Annotated in this window: 14 protein-coding genes; 3 read left to right on the plus strand and 11 right to left on the minus strand. The window is 53.5% G+C overall.

Annotated elements, in window-relative coordinates; translation table 11 throughout:
• Positions 1–219 precede the first annotated feature (219 nt).
• Positions 220–1,731, plus strand: a complete 1,512-nt coding sequence (gene glpD / locus EAH77_RS18040; RefSeq protein ID WP_140474202.1) for a glycerol-3-phosphate dehydrogenase — start codon at positions 220–222, stop codon at positions 1,729–1,731.
• A gap of 61 nt (positions 1,732–1,792) precedes the next feature.
• On the opposite strand, the gene glgP is transcribed toward glpD, so the two are convergent.
• The 6 genes from glgP to asd form a co-directional block, all read right to left on the minus strand.
• A complete protein-coding gene (gene glgP, locus EAH77_RS18045; protein ID WP_140474203.1) occupies positions 1,793–4,240 on the minus strand; it encodes a glycogen phosphorylase in 2,448 nt (815 codons plus the stop codon).
• A gap of 55 nt (positions 4,241–4,295) precedes the next feature.
• Positions 4,296–5,732, minus strand: coding sequence for a glycogen synthase GlgA (gene glgA, locus EAH77_RS18050; protein WP_140474204.1), 1,437 nt, complete (start codon positions 5,730–5,732; stop codon positions 4,296–4,298).
• A 260-nt stretch (positions 5,733–5,992) separates the two neighbouring features.
• Entirely contained in the window at positions 5,993–7,270 is a 1,278-nt protein-coding gene (gene glgC / locus EAH77_RS18055) for a glucose-1-phosphate adenylyltransferase (RefSeq protein WP_140474205.1), read from the minus strand.
• A gap of 51 nt (positions 7,271–7,321) precedes the next feature.
• On the minus strand, positions 7,322–9,328 hold the full coding sequence (gene glgX, locus EAH77_RS18060; RefSeq protein ID WP_140474206.1) for a glycogen debranching protein GlgX: 2,007 nt from the start codon (positions 9,326–9,328) through the stop codon (positions 7,322–7,324).
• On the minus strand, positions 9,325–11,511 hold the full coding sequence (gene glgB, locus EAH77_RS18065) for a 1,4-alpha-glucan branching protein GlgB (RefSeq protein ID WP_140474207.1): 2,187 nt from the start codon (positions 11,509–11,511) through the stop codon (positions 9,325–9,327). The genes glgX and glgB overlap by 4 nt, the downstream gene beginning before the upstream one ends.
• Positions 11,512–12,026: 515 nt before the next feature.
• Positions 12,027–13,130: an aspartate-semialdehyde dehydrogenase gene (asd, locus tag EAH77_RS18070; protein ID WP_140474208.1), complete on the minus strand. Its 1,104-nt coding sequence runs from the start codon at positions 13,128–13,130 to the stop codon at positions 12,027–12,029.
• A 330-nt stretch (positions 13,131–13,460) separates the two neighbouring features.
• Here asd and EAH77_RS18075 point away from each other — a divergent pair, with 330 nt between their 5' ends.
• Complete coding sequence (locus EAH77_RS18075) at positions 13,461–14,054, plus strand: YhgN family NAAT transporter (RefSeq protein ID WP_140474209.1); 594 nt, start codon at positions 13,461–13,463, stop codon at positions 14,052–14,054.
• A 67-nt stretch (positions 14,055–14,121) separates the two neighbouring features.
• On the opposite strand, the gene nadS is transcribed toward EAH77_RS18075, so the two are convergent.
• The 3 genes from nadS to gntT all read right to left on the minus strand — a co-directional run bounded on the left by nadS (position 14,122) and on the right by gntT (position 16,114).
• The gene (nadS, locus tag EAH77_RS18080) at positions 14,122–14,412 is read right to left on the minus strand and encodes a NadS family protein (RefSeq protein WP_140474210.1); all 291 of its coding nucleotides are present in this window, start codon (positions 14,410–14,412) and stop codon (positions 14,122–14,124) included.
• The gene (locus tag EAH77_RS18085; protein WP_140474211.1) at positions 14,405–14,653 is read right to left on the minus strand and encodes a hypothetical protein; all 249 of its coding nucleotides are present in this window, start codon (positions 14,651–14,653) and stop codon (positions 14,405–14,407) included. The genes nadS and EAH77_RS18085 overlap by 8 nt, the downstream gene beginning before the upstream one ends.
• 144 nt (positions 14,654–14,797) lie before the next feature.
• A complete protein-coding gene (gene gntT / locus EAH77_RS18090; protein WP_140474212.1) occupies positions 14,798–16,114 on the minus strand; it encodes a gluconate transporter in 1,317 nt (438 codons plus the stop codon).
• Between the two features lie 247 nt (positions 16,115–16,361).
• On the opposite strand from gntT, the gene EAH77_RS18095 reads away from it, so the two are divergent.
• On the plus strand, positions 16,362–16,877 hold the full coding sequence (locus EAH77_RS18095; RefSeq protein WP_140474213.1) for a gluconokinase: 516 nt from the start codon (positions 16,362–16,364) through the stop codon (positions 16,875–16,877).
• A gap of 24 nt (positions 16,878–16,901) precedes the next feature.
• On the opposite strand, the gene licT is transcribed toward EAH77_RS18095, so the two are convergent.
• Positions 16,902–17,729 carry a BglG family transcription antiterminator LicT gene (gene licT / locus EAH77_RS18100; RefSeq protein ID WP_140474214.1) on the minus strand — a complete coding sequence of 276 codons (828 nt, stop codon included), beginning with the start codon at positions 17,727–17,729 and terminating at the stop codon, positions 16,902–16,904.
• Between the two features lie 129 nt (positions 17,730–17,858).
• Positions 17,859–19,271, minus strand: coding sequence for a glycoside hydrolase family 1 protein (locus tag EAH77_RS18105; protein ID WP_140474215.1), 1,413 nt, complete (start codon positions 19,269–19,271; stop codon positions 17,859–17,861).
• Positions 19,272–19,302 lie beyond the last annotated feature (31 nt).

A 19,302-nucleotide genomic window follows, 5' to 3' on the forward strand; every position in this document is an offset into this window, starting at 1 on the left:
TAACGTTCTAAACGAACAATTACGAAAAGCTCCGCGCCTCTTCCCTTCCTTTTGCTTCTTCCATGACATTTTTGCGCAAAAACGCCGAAATTTTGTTACCTGCATCACGCATAAATGTTTTTATTTGGTTAACGCTTGGCTTGTTTGACGATTCTCGATTACAATCGTGAGCGAAAACGAACATAAAAGAGCTATTACGAACATCTGGAGGAAGATGACGTGGAAACCAAAGACTTGATCGTAATCGGTGGCGGTATCAATGGTACTGGCATCGCTGCGGATGCGGCTGGCCGTGGGCTGTCCGTTCTGCTGCTGGAAGCGCAAGACTTGGCGTGCGCGACCTCTTCGGCCAGTTCAAAGCTGATTCACGGTGGTTTGCGCTACCTTGAACACTACGAATTCCGCCTGGTGAGTGAAGCACTGGCTGAACGCGAAGTCCTGCTGCGCCTTGCGCCACACATCGCTTTTCCGATGCGCTTCCGCCTGCCGCATCAGCCGCACCTGCGCCCAGCCTGGATGATCCGCATCGGTCTGTTTATGTATGACCATCTGGGTAAACGCACCAGCCTGCCGTCCAGTAAAGGCCTTAAATTCGGCGCGGATTCCGTACTGAAACCTGAACTGACCAAAGGTTTCGAATATTCTGACTGCTGGGTAGATGATGCGCGTTTAGTGGTGCTCAACGCTCAGGAAGTGGAAGAGCGTGGCAGCGAAGTTCGCACCCGTACTCGCGTGAACCGCGCATGGCGTGAAGATGGGCTATGGATGGTCGAGGCCGAAGAGATCGATACCGGCAAAACCTTCACCTGGCGCGCCAAAGGTCTGGTGAATGCTACGGGTCCGTGGGTCAAACATTTCTTCGACGACGGCCTGAAGCTGAAATCCCCTTACGGTATTCGTCTGATCAAAGGTAGCCACATTGTGGTGCCACGCGCCCACAATCAACCACAGGCTTACATTCTGCAAAACGAAGACCACCGTATTGTGTTTGTGATCCCATGGCTGGATGAGTTCTCCATCATCGGCACCACCGACGTGGAGTATCACGGCGATCCGAAAGATGTAAAAATCGATGAGAAAGAGACCAGCTATCTGCTGAAAGTGTATAACGACCACTTTAAGAAACAGCTGACCACTGAGGATATTGTCTGGAGTTATTCCGGCGTGCGTCCACTGTGTGATGATGAATCTGATTCACCGCAGGCCGTTACCCGCGATTACACGCTGGACGTGCACGATCAGGACGGCAAGGCACCGCTGCTGTCAGTATTCGGCGGCAAGCTGACCACTTACCGTAAGCTGGCCGAACATGCGCTGGAAAAACTGACCAAGTACTACCCGAAAGCCGGTCCGGCCTGGACCAAAAACGCCGTATTGCCGGGTGGGAAACTGGGTGGGGATCGCGAAACCTATGCCGCCAACCTGCGCAGCCGTTTCAAATGGTTGCCAGAATCGCTGGCCCGTCGTTATACCCATACGTACGGCAGCCAGACTGAGTTGTTTATCGCTGATGCCACCAGCCTGGAATCTTTGGGCGAAGATTTCGGTCATGGATTCTACGAAGCCGAGCTGCGTTATTTGGTGGAAAAAGAGTGGGTTATCGAGCTGGATGACGCCATCTGGCGCCGTACCAAACTCGGCATGTGGTTGGACAAGGCCCAACAACAACGCATCACCGACTGGCTGGCAAGCCATAAGCAGCAGAAGAAACATTTGTCGCTGGCGTCGTAAACTTCAGCAGATCAACAAAAAAAGGCACCCATCGGGTGCCTTTTTTATATCGACGTTGCTGCTACAACTTAATCGGTTTGATATTCCAGATCTCGTCGGCGTACTCCTGGATGGTACGGTCAGAGGAGAAATAGCCCATATTGGCGATATTAAGCAGGGTGCGGCGGGTCCACTCTTCGGGCTGTTTGTAGAGTTCGTCCACTTTATCCTGGGTGTCGACGTAGCTGCGGTAATCTGCCAGTACCTGGTAGTGATCGCCGAGGTTCACCAGCGTGTCGAACAGATTACTGTAGCGCTTCGGTTCGCCAGGGCTGAAAACACCGGTGGCGATCTGGGTCAGCACCTGGTGCAACTCTGGGTCCTGCTCGTAGTAGGTATGCGGGTTGTAGCCATCGCGGCGCAACTGTTCCACTTCTGGCGTCGTGTTACCGAAGATGAAGATATTCTCCTCACCAACGTGTTCGAGCATTTCGACGTTAGCACCGTCCAGCGTACCGATGGTCAGTGCACCATTTAGAGCAAACTTCATGTTACTGGTGCCTGAGGCTTCGGTACCTGCCAGAGAAATCTGCTCGGAGAGATCGGCTGCCGGAATGATCATCTGTGCCAGACTGACGCTGTAGTTTGGAATAAACACCACTTTGAGCTTATCGCGCACGCGCGGATCGTCATTGACGACGGTGGCGACGTCGTTGATCAGCCGAATGATCTGCTTGGCGGCGTAATAAGCCGATGCCGCTTTACCGGCGAAAATGACGGTGCGCGGCACCCAGCCTGCATCCGGCTCTTCAATAATGCGGTTATAGCGGGTGATCACATGCAGTACGTTCATCAGTTGACGTTTGTACTCGTGAATGCGTTTGATCTGCACATCGAACAGGCTTTTCGGGTCCACCACCACGTCAAGTTTCTGTGCGATATAAACCGCCAGACGCTTTTTGTTCTCAAACTTAGCCTTGCGCAGCGCCTCAAGGAAACTGGGGTAATCGATATTCTGTTTCAACTCTTCAAGCTGGCTCAGGTCAGTACGCCAATGGTGGCCGATGGCATCATCCAGCACTTTCGACAGCGGTTTGTTGGCCAGACCCAGCCAGCGACGTGGCGTCACGCCGTTGGTTTTGTTGCAGAAGCGATCGGGATACACTTTGGCAAAATCGGCAAACAGCGATTGCACCATCAATTCGGAATGCAGCGCCGACACGCCGTTGACTTTATGACTGGCAATCACCGCCAGCCAGGCCATACGCACCTTGCGGCCATGCTCTTCATCGATAATCGACACGCGCGACAAAATCCCGCTGTCATTCGGCACTTTCACCGCCACCTCTTTAAGGAAGTGATCGTTAATCTGGAAGATGATTTCGAGATGGCGCGGCAAAATTTTACCGATCATATCCACCGGCCAGGTCTCCAGCGCTTCACTCATCAAGGTATGGTTGGTGTAGGAGAAAACTTTGCTCACCGTGTCCCAGGCTTTATCCCAGTCGAATTTATGCTCGTCGATCAACAGCCGCATCAGTTCAGGAATGGAAAGGACCGGGTGCGTATCATTGAGATGAATGGCGGTTTTATCGGCCAGGTTTTCATAGGTATGGTGGGTGACGTAATGGCGGTTGAGAATGTCCTGCACGGTGGCAGAGACCAGGAAATACTCCTGACGCAGGCGCAGCTCGCGGCCTGAGTAGGTGGAGTCATCCGGGTAAAGTACCCGCGATACGTTCTCAGAGTGGTTTTTATCTTCTACCGCCGCAAAGTAATCACCCTGATTGAACTTACCGAGGTTGATTTCGTTACTGGCCTGCGCGCCCCACAGCCGCAGCGTGTTGGTGGCATCAGTGTCAAAACCGGGAATGATTTGGTCGTAGGCACAGGCAATGACTTCTTCGGTTTCCAGCCAGCGGGTTTTGCTCCCTTCGTGCTGCAGACGGCCGCCGAAACGCACTTTGTAGCGGGTGTTATGGCGCTGGAACTCCCACGGGTTACCGTATTCCAGCCAGTAATCTGGCGACTCCATCTGCTGGCCGTTAATAATATTTTGCGCAAACATACCGTATTCGTAACGGATGCCGTAACCGCGCCCGGGCAACGCCAGCGTTGCCAGCGAATCAAGGAAACAGGCCGCCAGGCGCCCCAGACCGCCGTTGCCGAGGCCTGGGTCGTTCTCTTCGACAATCAGTTCCTCAAGGTCAAAACCCATCTCATCGAGTGCCTGTTTGATGTCATCATAAATGCCCATCGACAGCAGGGAATTCGACAGCGTGCGGCCAATCAGAAACTCCATCGACAAATAATAAACCTGCCGGACATCCTGTGAGGTCTGGGCGCGGTTGGAGCGCAACCAGCGTTCCACCATGCGGTCACGTACGGCAAACAACGTGGCATTCAGCCAATCATGCTGAGTGGCAATAGAGGGATCTTTACCGATGATAAACATCAGTTTGTAGGCAATGGAGTGTTTCAGCGCTTCAACACTGACGGTCGGCGAAGTGTAATTAAACGGTGAAGTCATAGCGTTGCGTTCCCAATCAAGTAATGCCGCTTAGCAGCTCTCATGACAACAAGCATCACGACAGCAAGCGTTGATAAAGTGACAGGTAGGCCTGAGCCGCTACCTGCCAGCCGAAGTCGATACCCATGGCGTGATGCTGTACATGGCGCCAGTGCTTTGGCCTGCTCCACAATACAAACGCCCGGCGAATGGCGCTACCCAAAGATTTGCCGTTAGCCTCTTCGAAAACGAATCCACTGGCGGTGCCGTCGGCCAGATTTTCCAGCGCGCAGTCCACCACCGTATCGGCCAGCCCGCCAGTACGTCGAACCAGTGGCAAGGTGCCGTACTTCAGACCATAAAGCTGCGTCAGGCCGCAGGGCTCAAAGCGGCTTGGCACCATGATGACATCCGCACCACCGATAATGCGGTGCGAGAACGACTCGTGATAGCCAAGTTGTACGCCCACCTGCCCTGGGTTATCTGCCGCTGCGGCCAGAAATGCCTGTTGTAATACCGCGTCACCGGCGCCGAGCAGCGCCAGTTGGCCACCACGCTCCAGCAAGTCCGGCAGCGCTTCCAGCACCAGATCCAGCCCTTTTTGATGGGTCAAACGGCTCACCACGGCGAACACCAGCCGCGAGTCATCCACATCCAGCCCCATTGCGCGTTGCAGATAGGCTTTATTGATCATCTTGGAACGCAGGTCATCTGCGTCGTAGCGAGCCGACAGCAATACGTCATCACGCGGCTGCCAGATAGCATCATCGACGCCGTTGAGGATCCCCGTCAGGCGGCCTTCCCGCTGTCGTTCGAGCAGCAAAGCTTCCATCCCATACCCAAATTCAGGGCGGGTGATCTCTTTGGCATAGGTCGGGCTGACGGTGGTGATATGGTCCGAATAAAATAGCCCGGCTTTCAGATAAGAGATCTGCCCATAGAACTCCAGACCGTACATCTGGAAGAACTCAAACGGGATCTGCAAATGCTGTAAATGGTAACCGTCGAACAACCCCTGAAATGCCAGATTGTGTACGGTGAAGACGGTTTTGACCGGAATATGGCGCGCGCGTACATAAGCCGACGTCAGCCCAGCGTGCCAGTCATGCGAGTGAAGAATGTCGGGTTTCCACATTGCGTCGAAACCATTGCCCAGTTCTGCGGCCATCCAGCTCAGCAGGGCGAAACGCAGATGGTTATCCGGGTAAGCGTAAGAAGACTGATCGTGATACGGGCTGCCGGGGCGGTCATACAGTCCTGGTACATCAATAATATAAATACCCACGCCCTGAAAAACGCCATAGCGCAGCGTTACGTGCCCGGCGAAGGTATCAAGGTGGCCAACAACCTGCGTCTCTCCGATGCCTCGTTTAATATCGGGGAAGGCTGGGATCAGTACACGTACGTCTGTCCCCCCCGCTATTTGAGCAGCGGGAAGCGCACCCGCGACGTCAGCGAGTCCCCCGGTTTTTAACAAGGGAAACAGCTCTGAACAAACATGTAAAACCTGCATTCGCGCTCCTGAATTATCACCGCCATCACGGGATAAAAACCGCAATGGCGAGTAAATATTATCGGGGCAGACGTCAACAATCTCCCTGTTGCACCGTCCCGGACCACTTTCATTCCGAGTTATCTCGTTTTCAATTTCTCACAGACATACCCAAGTCATTGGCGTTGTGGCAAGGCGGCAAACGAGTGAATTCCGATGAGCTTACACAGGTAAGTGATTCGGATTCGCGAATGCAGCCACGGCTTCAAGGACGTCGGGTATTACAATTTTGCCAACATCGCCCGGGTGACTAACACTACGCCGTCCTCTGAGCGGTAAAAACGTTTACTGTCTTCATCGGCGTTTTCGCCGATCACCATGCCTTCGGGAATGTGACAGGCACGGTCGATCACACATTTACGTAAGCGGCATGAACGGCCAATGTTGACGTCCGGCAATAAGATGGTCGAATCAATATTGCAAAACGAGTTCACCCTCACGCGCGGAAACAGCACGGCATTGACCACCACCGACCCGGAAACGATGCAGCCACCGGCCACCAGAGAGTTCATGGTCATGCCGTGACTACCGGAGCGGTCCTGCACAAACTTGGCGGGCGGCAGCGGTTCCATATGAGTACGGATGGGCCACGAGCGGTCGTACATATCCAGTTCCGGCGTGACTGACGCCAGATCCAGATTCGCCTTCCAGTACGCATCGAGCGTCCCGACATCGCGCCAGTACGGCGGTAATTCCGTGTTTTGCGTTACGCAGGACAAGCTGAAAGGATGAGCCCAGGCCACACCTTCGGCGGTGATTTTCGGCAGCAAATCTTTGCCGAAATCGTGGCTGGAATCCTCCTTGGACATATCCTCTTCGAGCAGGCGGAACAGGTAGTCAGCATTAAAAATGTAGACCCCCATGCTCGCCAGCGCCATGTCCGGCTGACCGGGAATGCAAGGTGGGTTCTGCGGTTTCTCAAGGAAGCTGTTGATTTGATAGTCTTCGCCAACATCCATCACACCAAACTCACTGGCTTCCGCCAGCGGCACGGCGAGGCAGGCGACGGTACATTCCCCTCCCTTTTGCACGTGATCCACCAACATGCGCGAGTAATCCATCTTGTAGATGTGATCCCCGGCGAGGATCACCACGTACTCGGCCTCATAGCGGCGGATGATATCCAGATTCTGATAGACAGCATCGGCGGTGCCTTTGTACCAATGTTCGGTGCTTTGGCGCTGCTGGGCGGGCAGTAAATCGACAAATTCGTTCATCTCTTCATTAAGAAATGACCAGCCACGTTGAATATGTTGAACTAGCGTATGTGACTGATATTGCGTAATAACGCCGATGCGGCGAATGCCCGAATTCAGGCAGTTCGACAGCGCAAAGTCGATGATGCGGAACTTGCCGCCAAAATGAACCGCAGGCTTGGCGCGGGTAGCGGTTAAATCCTTAAGACGTGAACCCCGACCACCGGCCAGGATCAGCGCGACGGATTTAAGAGGTAACTGTCTGGCCAGCATTACCGGATCTCTGTTTTCTGTTTTATTCATGGCTGACTCCTTGCATCACTCTGCTGACATTCCTGCATGCGTGCGGTGTTGTTATTCATGGCAATGGAGCACGCAGAGGGTTTTTGCTGCGGCACGCCAGGTCGAACCGTCCCTGACACGCTGGGGTTCTTCTCCAAACAGCACCGAATTAAACGGGGCAACCGGCTCCCAGCGGCCTTGTGGCAGTTGCATATCGACATCGCTGAGCGAGGCGTTCAACACCAGCAACCAGCGGCCAGAAAGGCGGATTTGCAGCCATTGCTGCGGTCCGTGCTCCCAACTGGCCGCCTGCATCGGCTGGCCCTGCGCATCCAGCCACTCGACATCATTACCCTCGCCGCGCCACCATTGGTTTTGCGTCAGCGCGGGAATTTTTTTGCGCAGTGCAACCAGCGCCGCCACGTAAGCCGTCAGGTTGTCATCGGCGCTGTTCCAGTCGAGCCAGGTCAGCGCGTTGTCCTGACAATAGGCATTGTTGTTGCCCTGCTGGCTGTTGCCATGTTCGTCACCGGCCAGCAGCATCGGGGTGCCCTGCGACAGCAATAAGGTCGCTAAGAGCGCGCGCTGGCTAAGGCGCCGCTGACGCTGCACCTCTTCAGAGGCATCCAGCCCTTCCTCGCCGTGGTTCTGGCTGTAGTTTTCGTTATGCCCGTCGCGGTTGTTTTCGCCGTTGGCCTGATTGTGTTTATCGTTGAAACTGACCACATCGCGCAGGGTAAAGCCGTCGTGCGCGGTAAGCATGTTGATGCTGGCGTGAGGCAAGCGCCCGGCGTGGTCGAACAGATCCGCAGATGCCGCAAAGCGCCCGGCAAACTGCCCGAGAGGCAAATCACCGTGCAGCCAAAATTTGCGCATATCGTCACGCCACAGATCGCTCCACTCGGCGAACGGCGGCGGGAAATTGCCGAGCTGATAGCCGCCAGTGCCAATGTCCCAGGGTTCGGCAATCAGCTTGACGTGAGACAGTACGCTGTCGGCACGCATTGCGCTGAACAGCGGGGATTGCGGGGTAAACGACGGGGTTCTGCCCAGAACGGTGGCGAGATCGAAGCGAAAGCCGTCCACATGGCATTCGCGCACCCAGTAACGCAGGCTGTCGAGCGTCCACTCGACGATGTCGTCATCCACCAGTCGCAACGCATTACCACAGCCAGTGACGTTATCGTCGCTGCCGTCTTCGCGCAGCCAGTACCAACTGGCGTTATCTATGCCGCGAAACGAGACGAAAGGCCCGTCAATAGCCAACTCGGCGCTGTGGTTGAACACCACGTCGAGGATCACTTCAATGCCGGCCTGATGCAGCGCTTTGACTGCCGCTTTGAATTCGCTGAGCGCTGAAATACCTTTTTGCCGGCTGGCGTAGCGTGGCTCCACCGCGCAAGGGGCCAGCACGTTATAGCCCCAGTAATTACTCAACCCAAGGCGTTGCAGCCGGGGCTCGTCAGCGTGATGCTGCACCGGCAGTAACTCAATCGCCGTGACACCCAGATGCTGTAAATACTCCAACATGACCGGATGCGCGAGGCCGGCATAGGTACCGCGCAGCGCCGCCGGAATGTGCGGATGCTGGCGCGTCAGGCCGCGCACATGTGCCTCATAAATCACCGTTTCGGCCCACGGCGTGGCGGGCGGTGCGTCATTGCCCCAGTCAAAAGTGTCACTGACCACCACCGACTTCGGTGCGGCCACGGCGCTGTCTTTTTCGTCCAACGTATCAATGCCGCCGTTTAGCCGTGCGTTATCGCGCAATTCGCCTTCCAGCGCACGGGCACTCGGGTCGATCAGCAATTTTTTCGGGTTAAAACGCAGCCCTTTCGCGGGTTCGAACGGCCCGTAAACCCGGTAGCCATAGTGCTGACCGGCCCTGGCTCCGGGTAGAAAACCGTGCCACAGATTGCCGGTGCGGCCCGGTAAAGTGAGACGCTGCTCGCTGCCAGATTCGTCGAACAGACAGAGTTCAATTTTTTCCGCATGGGCTGAAAACAAGCAGAAGTTCACGCCGTCTGCCTGGAGGTGTGCGCCATACGGCGCTGGCTGGCCAGGTTCGAGCTGTTTCATCGCACCTCCCGCCGCAGATACACGGTCGCCAGCGGCGGAATAGTCAGGCAAATAGAGTGCTCACGCTGATGGTGGCCGGTCGGCTGGCTGTACACATCGCCGTCGTTACCAATATTGCCGCCACGATAGAAGTGCGAATCCGTATTGAGGATTTCGTGATAACGCCCGGGGCGTGCCACGCCAATGCGGTAGTCGTAACGCGGCACCGGCGTGAAGTTGCTGACAACGATGATTTCATCACCGTTGTCGTCGCGACGTGCAAAGGCGAACACCGAGTTTTCGTGGTCATCGACCACCAGCCATTCAAAACCGCGCGGGTTGAAGTCCAGTTCGTAAAGTGGCGTTTGCTGGCGGTAAACATGATTGAGGTCCCGCACCAGATGCTGGACACCACTGTGCCAGCCGTTTGGGTCATCCAGCAAATGCCAGTCGAGGCTGCTGTTGAAGTCCCACTCGCGGCCTTGTGCAAATTCACAGCCCATAAACATCAGTTTCTTGCCGGGATGCGCCCACATAAAGCCGTAATAGGCGCGCAGGTTGGCAAACTTCTGCCACGCGTCACCGGGCATTCTGTCGAGCAGCGAGCCCTTTCCGTGCACCACTTCATCGTGGGAAAGCGGGAGCATGAAGTTTTCGCTGTAGGCGTAAAGCACGCCGAACGTCATGAGATTGTGGTGATATTTGCGGTGAACCGGATCAAGTTGCATGTAATTGAGCGAGTCATGCATCCAGCCCAGATTCCATTTGTAATGGAACCCCAGACCGTTGGCGTCGGGTGGCATGGTAACGCCAGGGTAGTCGGTGGACTCTTCCGCCAGCGTCACCGCACCATCGAGCTCGCGACCAATCGTCTGGTTGGTGTAGCGCAGGAAAGAGATGGCTTCGAGGTTTTCGCGGCCACCGTAATGATTGGGGATCCACTCTCCCGCTTTGCGGCTGTAGTCGCGGTAAATCATTGAAGCCACGGCGTCAACCCGCAGGCCGTCAATGCCGTAGCGCTCAATCCAGTAGAAACCGTTGCCTGCCAGATAGTTACGCACTTCGTGGCGGCCATAGTTGTAAATCAGCGTGTTCCAGTCCTGATGGTAGCCTTCGCGCGGATCGGCATATTCGTACAGCGCGGTACCGTCAAACTGGGCCAGGCCATGGGCATCACTCGGGAAGTGGCCCGGCACCCAATCGAGGATCACATTCAGACCGGCGTTATGCGCGGCATCGATGAAGGCTTTGAACTCCTGCGGCGTACCATAACGGCGGGTCGGCGCATACATACCGAGCGGCTGGTAGCCCCAGCTGCCGTCGAATGGATGTTCGTTAATCGGCATCAGTTCGATGTGCGTGAAGCCCATCCATTTGGCGTAAGAGACCAGTTGCTCCGCCAGTTCGCCGTAGCTTAACCAGAAATTATCATCAGTATGACGACGCCAGGACCCCAGATGGACTTCGTACACGGAGACCGGCTGGTTCAGCGCATTGGCTTTTTTACGTTCAGCAGAGAACGGCACTTTTTCAGGAAGATGGCTGACCAGCGACGCCGTTTCCGGGCGCATTTGCGCTTCAAAAGCATAAGGATCGGCGCGCAGGGAGATGTGACCCCGGCAGTCGATCACTTCGTACTTGTACAGCTGCCCCTCGCGTACCGCCGGGATAAACAGCTCCCAAATACCATTTTCGCGGCGCTGACGCATCGGATGACGGCGGCCGTCCCAGAAGTTGAATTCACCGACCACGGAAATACGCGTCGCGTTGGGTGCCCAGAGTGCAAAGCTCACCCCTTCAACGTTGTCCAGCACCTGCGGGTGCGCGCCCAGCTTCTCGTATGGCCGCAAATGCGTGCCTTCAGCCAGCAGCCAGATATCCAGTTCCTGCAGTAACGTGCCGAAGCGGTATGGATCGTCAATTAACTGGGTATTTTCGCCCCAGCGGACTTCCAACTGGTAGCGAAAGAGATTTTTGCGCCGGGGCATTATCCCGACAAAAAAGCCGCGATGGTCATCACGGCGCAGTTCAGCCACTTTTGTGCCTTTCTCGGCATCAATCACCCAGACCTGATCGGCATCCGGCAAAAGTGCGCGCACCTCAATACCCGCCGCCACAGAATGCATTCCCAATAACGAAAACGGATCAGCATAGTGGCCGGAAATGAGTTGATTAATAACGTGCTGATCAAGAAGTACTGACATGCATTTCGTCCTATGATTAATTAAATCAATAAGTTCAATGAAATCATTCAGATGCTCAACAATAAATCTCTAGTCAGTTTGCTCCTGAAGGGGTGATCACCTTGTGATGAGAGTGTCACTTTTTCTTGTTTAAACGTGCCTGCCAGCGCTCAAGCTCACAGATTCTAAATAAGTGCTTGTTTGTGCTTCTCAAAAACGCTTTGGTCATCTACTAAGCATAGACAAAAGTCGCCAAAAGCGGGGGGCAAAAGCCGAGGATTTTTTCACCACGTGAAATTCAGCTAAAAGCGCTGGCGAAGAGATTCAAACCGGGTGAAGTGATTGATGAGTGGAACAAAAACGGGACACCGTGCTGGTGTCCCGTTGGGTGAAAACAGGGTTATTTACCCATTGAGTAACCAAAATAATTGACGTTGCAGCAAGGCAGCTAGCGAGTGAATCCCGATGCGCTGACATGAGTCAGTGATTCGGGTTCGCAAGCGCAGCTCACACAGCTGCAGCTTCAAGTATGAAGGTTACAGCAGGATGCGCAGCATGCGGCGCAACGGCTCTGCCGCCCCCCACAACAGCTGGTCACCCACGGTGAACGCAGACAAATATTGCGGGCCCATATTCAGTTTGCGCAGACGCCCAACCGGCGTGTTCATGGTGCCGGTGACCGCAGCCGGTGTCAGTTCACGCATCGACAGCTCGCGGTCATTCGGGATGACGCGCACCCAGTCGTTATGACTCGCCAGCATCTGTTCGATTTCAGGAATCGACACATCTTTTTTCAGCTTCAGGGTAAACGCCTGGCTGTGGCAGCGCAGCGCACCGATACGCACGCACAGGCCATCCACTGGGATCACGCTGGAGGTGCCCAGAATTTTGTTGGTCTCAGCCTGACCTTTCCACTCTTCTTTGGTCTGGCCGTTATCAAGCTGTTTGTCGATCCACGGAATCAAACCACCGGCCAGCGGAACGCCGAAGTTGTCCGTCGGCAAGGTGCCGCTGCGGGTCAGCGCAGTGACTTTACGTTCGATGTCCAAAATGGCGGAGGCCGGGTCCTGCAACTCTTTCGCCACGCTATTGTGCAGCATGCCCATTTGGGTCAGCAGTTCGCGCATGTGGCGCGCGCCGCCGCCGGAAGCTGCCTGGTAGGTGGCCACTGAGGCCCACTCGATCAGGTCATTGGCGAACAAACCGCCCAACGACATCAGCATCAGGCTGACGGTACAGTTACCCCCGGCAAAGGTTTTGATGCCTTTGTCGATGCCCTGATGAATCACCGCGCTGTTGACCGGATCCAGAATAATGATCGCGTCATCATGCATTCTCAGAGAGGATGCTGCGTCGATCCAGTAGCCTTTCCAACCGATTTGACGCAGCTTTGGATAGATTTCGTTGGTATAATCGCCGCCCTGACAGGTGATGATAATGTCCAGCGCACTCAGTGCGTCGAGGTCATAAGCGTCCTGCAATGTGCCATGCCGGCCGGTAAATTCCGGTGCAGCCTGGCCATGTTGCGAGGTGGAGAAGAATACCGGGTGGATGGCGTCAAAATCGCGTTCTTCAATCATGCGTTGCATGAGTACAGAACCGACCATCCCGCGCCAGCCAACGAAACCTACATTTTTCATAATTACTGTCCTGCCCTGAGCGTGATCGCTGCGTAAAGTGTGTTTGAAATTTTTAGCGCTGACGACCCTGTCAACGCAACGAGAAATCTCCAAAATCATTCGAGTGGCAGGAAGGCGGCGAACGAAAGAATCCCGATGAGCTGACATAGGTCAGTGATTCGGGTGAGTGAGCGAAGCCAACGCATCTGCCACTTGAATGATGCAGGAGATACAAAGTTACAAGATGCATAAGAAGTGGCAAGTGAATTTAATCGATAGTCGGGGCTTTTTTAGCAGCGCGACTTATAACAGGCGTTTTTAAGAAAGCCGAACTCTGTCTTTGAGGTAGTCATGACTGAAATGATTTCAGCAACCATCCTGCTGTTTTTAATTATGGATCCGCTGGGCAACCTGCCGATCTTCATGTCGGTATTAAAACATCTGGATCCAAAACGCCGTCGCGTGGTGTTGATCCGCGAGATGCTGATCGCGCTGATCCTGATGCTAATCTTCCTGTTCGCCGGTGAGAAGATCCTCTCCTTCCTCAACCTGCGTACTGAAACGGTGTCGATTTCCGGCGGTATTATTCTGTTCCTGATCGCCATCAAAATGATTTTCCCGTCCGAAGAGAAAAGCAGCAGCGGCTTACCGGCCGGTGAAGAACCCTTCCTGGTGCCGATGGCGATCCCGCTGGTGGCCGGGCCGTCGATTCTCGCCACGCTGATGCTGCTATCGCATCAATATCCCAACCAGATGACTCACCTGACGCTGGCACTGTTTATCGCCTGGGGATTGTCGATGGGGATATTGCTGCTGTCGAACCTGTTCCTGCGCCTGCTCGGCGACAAAGGCGTCAGCGCGCTGGAGCGCCTGATGGGGCTGATTCTGGTGATGCTCTCCACCCAGATGTTCCTTGATGGGATCAGGGCGTATTTGAAGATTTAGTCGGTGGTACTCTTTAGTCATAAACAAAAACGGCGGCCCCAGAGGTCCGCCGTTTTTGTTGCCGTCTTTAAATCGTTTTCAGCGTATTTATGATTTGCGGATTTAGCTCAATCATTTTTAGCAATTTTAGTGCGGCACCGTTAGGCAAACGTTTTTGTTGCTCCCACGCCTGAACCAGAGAAGGAGAAACACCAATCAGTTTAGCGAACTCTTCCTGCTTAACTCCGGCCTTAGAACGAATCTCTTTTACCGCTGGCATAGCAACACGTGTCACGTTAGCCGCTACCATCTCACCCTTGCGGATAGCGACCATCTCTTCGGCTGATTGCCGCAACTCCTCGAATAATTCTTTATTCATGGTCTATCTCCTGTTTCACGACAGACTTTGTACAATATCTTTCAAGATCGCTTTTACCCTGGCCTTGGCGCATCCAGCGGATCTTCCGACAACCTCCGGTCCCAACAATAATCGCCCCGGCATCGGGTGAATGGGTTAGATATTCCTGAAGCTGGCGATATTCATCCTCAGTAAGCAACTCTTTGCATTTGCGGCTGAATGTCGGCGTCTCAATAAACTCCACATATTCCATATGACTCATTCCCTGACTCAAGATGGCCAGATAATACTCTCACAGGGTAAGAGTTCAACGCGAGGTTTTTCTCGTCATAAACAAAAACGGCGGACCCAAAGGTCCGCCGTTTTTTATTCTTTAAGGCTTTGCTTTACTTGAAAAAGTAACCCGTTACACCACCATCGACAGCAGCAGACAACCGCCGAGGCCGCACAGGGAGATGATGGTTTCCAGTATTGACCATGACTTGAAGGTTTCAACGATAGTCAGGTTGAAGTACTCCTTGAACAACCAGAAGCCGGGATCGTTAACGTGGGAGAAAATCACGCTGCCGGAACCGACGGCGATAACCATCAGCTCAGGGCTGGCGCCGCTGGTGGCAATCAGTGGGGCAACAATCCCGCCTGCGGTAATCGCCGCAACGGTCGCTGAACCCAGTGCGATACGCAGTACCGCAGCAATCGACCAGGCCAGCAGGATTGGCGACAGATTACTGCCGTTCATGATATTGGCGATGTACGGCTCGATGCCGCTGTCGACCAGTACCTGTTTGAACGCCCCGCCACCACCGATGATCAACAGCATCATCGCGATGATTTTGATCGACTCCGTAACGGTGGTCATCACCTGATCCATCGAACGTCCACGGTTCAGACCGAAGGTGAAGATAGCGATCAGCACGGCAATCAGCGTTGCCATCACCGGGTCGCCGAAGAATTCTGCATAGGCCAGAACCGGATGGCCTTTCGGCAGGATCATTTCGCAAACCGCGCGGAAGGCCATCAAAATCACCGGCACCAATGACGTCGCGACGCTGACACCAAAGCCAGGCATCTCTTCTTCCGTAAAGGTTTTCGGGTTGAACAGGCCCTCTGGAACGGGCTTATCAATGCCTTTCAGAAAACGAGCAAACACCGGACCCGCGAGGATCACCGTCGGCACGGCCAGCAGTGAACCATACAGCAAGGTTTTACCCATATCAGCATGGAAAATCGTGGCAATCGCAGTCGGCCCAGGGTGCGGAGGCAGAAAACCGTGGGTGACTGACAGCGCAGCCGCCATCGGCACACCCACATACAACAGCGGCAAACGTGCCGCCGCCGCGATGGTGAAGACCAGAGGTAACATCAGCACGAAGCCCACTTCATAGAACAACGCAAAACCGACGATAAAACCGGTCAGCACGATGGCCCACTGAATGTGTTCTTTGCCGAATTTGGCAATAAGCGTCGTGGCAATGCGCTGTGCACCGCCGCAGTCCGCCAGCATTTTACCGAGCATGGCACCAAAGCCCATGATCAGCGCCAAACCGCCGAGCGTGCCGCCGACGCCGTTTTTAATTGAGGTGATGACCTTATCCACCGGCATACCCTGCATGATACCGACCGCCAGTGCGACCAGGATCAATGCGATGAAGCCGTTGAGTTTGAACCGGATCATAAGCAACAGCAGCAGCGCGACGCCAACCGCTACAATGACTAATGGCATATCTTTTCCCCTTATGCGTTATCCCGTGCTTCAGGTAAAAATCACGGGTGCATTATTTTTTAATTTTCAACGAATTGTAGGAGTTAACAGTGCAACGGGTACAGGCCGCGACCGATAAATCAGCAGTGCATTCCTTTGTGATATTAGTCACATCTCCATTTGTTACCGGTATCATGATACCGGTAACATGCTAATATTAGGACTCACTACACAGTCAATATTTTCATTTTGGGATAGAGATCAACTTATGGCAGGACAAAGCATCATTCTGATGGGCGTGTCAGGCAGCGGTAAGTCCACCGTCGGCGCGGCACTAGCCCGGGAAATTAACGCAAAATTCATCGACGGCGATGATCTCCATCCCCGCGCCAATATTCAGAAAATGGCCAGCGGTCATCCTCTGGATGACGAAGACCGCGCGCCGTGGCTCAAACGCCTGAATGACGCCGCCTACAGCCTGTATCACAAAAATGAAAGCGGGGTAATTGTCTGCTCTGCGCTCAAACGCCGCTACCGCGATGCGCTGCGTGATGAAAATCAGGGTGTGGTGTTTATCTATCTAAAAGGCAGCATTGATGTGATTTCCGAACGCCTGAAAGCCCGCGCCGGTCACTTTATGCCGATGGACCTGCTCAAAAGCCAGTTCGATGCACTCGAAGAACCCGGCGAAGATGAACCGGATGTGCTGCGCGTGAATATTGATCACAAGTTTGAAGGTGTGGTGGATCGCTGTGTGGCGGCATTAGATAAGCACAATCAGTGATCTTTAGCAGGTAACCAGGCCCGTCTAGACGGGCTTCAATCGATTGATGTGTATGGTCAAAAACATCAGCTCATCGGTGGTCAGTTGGCTCTGGTGATTTTTCGCCACGTAATCATTGATCTTTAATGCGCACTGGTAAGATGCTGGCATGGCATCCTGAATTCCGGCGTAAATACTCTGGTCATTATGATTGACGGCAGTGCGGTTTAATAACCGCAAAGAAAAGAATTTCAGGTGGGTAACAATACGCTGATAGTCGATGGATTTTTCATCATATTTAATACGTAAATCATATTTGATGATATTAAGAATATCTTTAATCATACCGGCACTTTGCATGGTGCTCTGCATATTATTATTGGTCGCATTAGCCAGATGCAGGGCCAGAAAACCCGCCTCATCTTCCGGCAGTTCAATCTGCAATTTCTGGTTAATCAGCGTCAGTGCTTCCATGGCGACCGCAAACTCTGCCTGATAAAACTGCTTAATATCCCACAGTAAGATGTTCTTTATCTCGAGCCCTTTTTTAAATCTTTCCACCGCAAAACTGATGTGATCGCTTAGCGCAAAAAACAGCGTTTCCTGCACGTCGATATTCAGCCTGGATTTAGCCAGTACAATCACCTGCTGGGTGATGAAGAGATATTCCGTCGGTATCGCTGCCGTCAGTTGCGCCAGAACATCGGTCATGCCGCTGGCTTTTTTAACGAACTGGCTTTCAATATCAGCAGGATTAACCTCGTCACCCGCCTGTTTACCGAAACCAATCCCCCGACCAATGGCCACCATTTCCTGCTGATCATCCGTCGTGGCAATAATGGCGTTATTGCTTAATACCTTTATGACTTTCATCACCGTGATCTCATGCCGGATAATTCCTTACTTTATTCAGGGCCATAAAACTTCACCCGCTATAAAACATAAAGGCGATAACGCATCACACGTTATCACCTTAGCACCGGTCAGGGTGATTATTACCATTTATGGCAATGCGTTGTTTTTAATCACATCGGCATACCAGTAAGAACTGAGTTTACGAATACGCCGCAGATCTTTCAGATCAAATTCGTCGCGGTTCACGTAAATTAAGCCGTAACGCTTGGAGCAACCCTGATGGGTGGAAATTAAATCCAGCGCCGACCACGGCGTATAACCAAATACTTCCACACCATCGGTTATGGCTAACTGCATTTGTTCCAGATGGCGGCGTAAATAGTCGATGCGGTAGTGGTCATTAATTTCCCCGTTTTCATCCAGTTTATCGAATGCGCCCAAGCCGTTCTCCGTGATCAGCAGTGGCAAATGATAACGGTCGTAGATTTCACGTAAGGTATTACGAAAACCCACCGGATCGATTTCGGTGCCAAATTCAGTACGTGGCAGATGGTTATTTGCCGCCCCACGGTGCACACCATCTTCCCCTGATTTCAGCAATTTGTTCCCACCGCGGATCACTTCATCCTGACCATCACCACGGCTGGCTTCCACCGCCTGGGTGGTGTAATAGTTGAAGGCAATAAAGTCCGGTTTTCCGCTGCGCAGGATCTCCATATCCCCTGGCTGAATATCCGGCGTGTAGCCCTTCTCTTCCATATACCGCCACGCCATGACGTTATATTCCCCGCGCGCGGCCATATCCAGATAAAGCCAGTTGCGGATAGCGTTATAGTTAAATGCCGCCAGAATATCTTCAGGTTTAGAAGTGGCCGGGTAAATAACCGCAATGTTTGGCGCCGGGCCGATTTTGGCTCCCGGAATTTTATTATGCAGCGAATGCATCACCCTCGCCTGCGCCACCAGCATATTGTGATTTTGCTGATAGAGATTCTTCTTCTGCCCTTCCAGTTTCTCATCCAGCGTACCGAGCGCCGCACCCTGTAAAATCATCAGGTTCTGCTCATTGATGGTCAGCCAATATTTCACTTTGCTGCCGTACTCATCAAACAGAATATCGGCATAGCGCGCAAAGGCATCCACCGTTTCGCGGTTATGCCAGCCGCCTTTTTCCTGCAGCGCCTGCGGTAAATCGAAGTGGTACAGGGTGACAATCGGCACGATGCCGTGACTGAGAATTTCATCAATCAATTTATGGTAAAACGCGATGCCGGCGGGGTTAATCTCACCGCTGCCGTCGGGCACGATACGGGTCCAGGCAATAGAAAAACGGTAAGATTTGAGGCCAATTTCGGCGAACAGGGCGATATCTTCTTTATAGCGATGATAGTGATCGCTGGCGACGGTGAAGTCGGTGGTGCCGGCCGGGTATGCACGGCGTGCGTCAATCACTGAGGGGCCTTTACCCTCTTCATTCCATGCGCCTTCTACCTGATAAGCTGAGGTGGAAGCGCCCCATAAAAAGTCGGCGGGAAAAGGTTTAAGTTCACGGTATTTCACGGTGTTCTCCTCTCTTTTTGAGACAAATTGG

The organism is Ewingella americana, assembly GCF_006438725.1.
Lineage (GTDB): Bacteria > Pseudomonadota > Gammaproteobacteria > Enterobacterales > Enterobacteriaceae > Ewingella > Ewingella americana_A.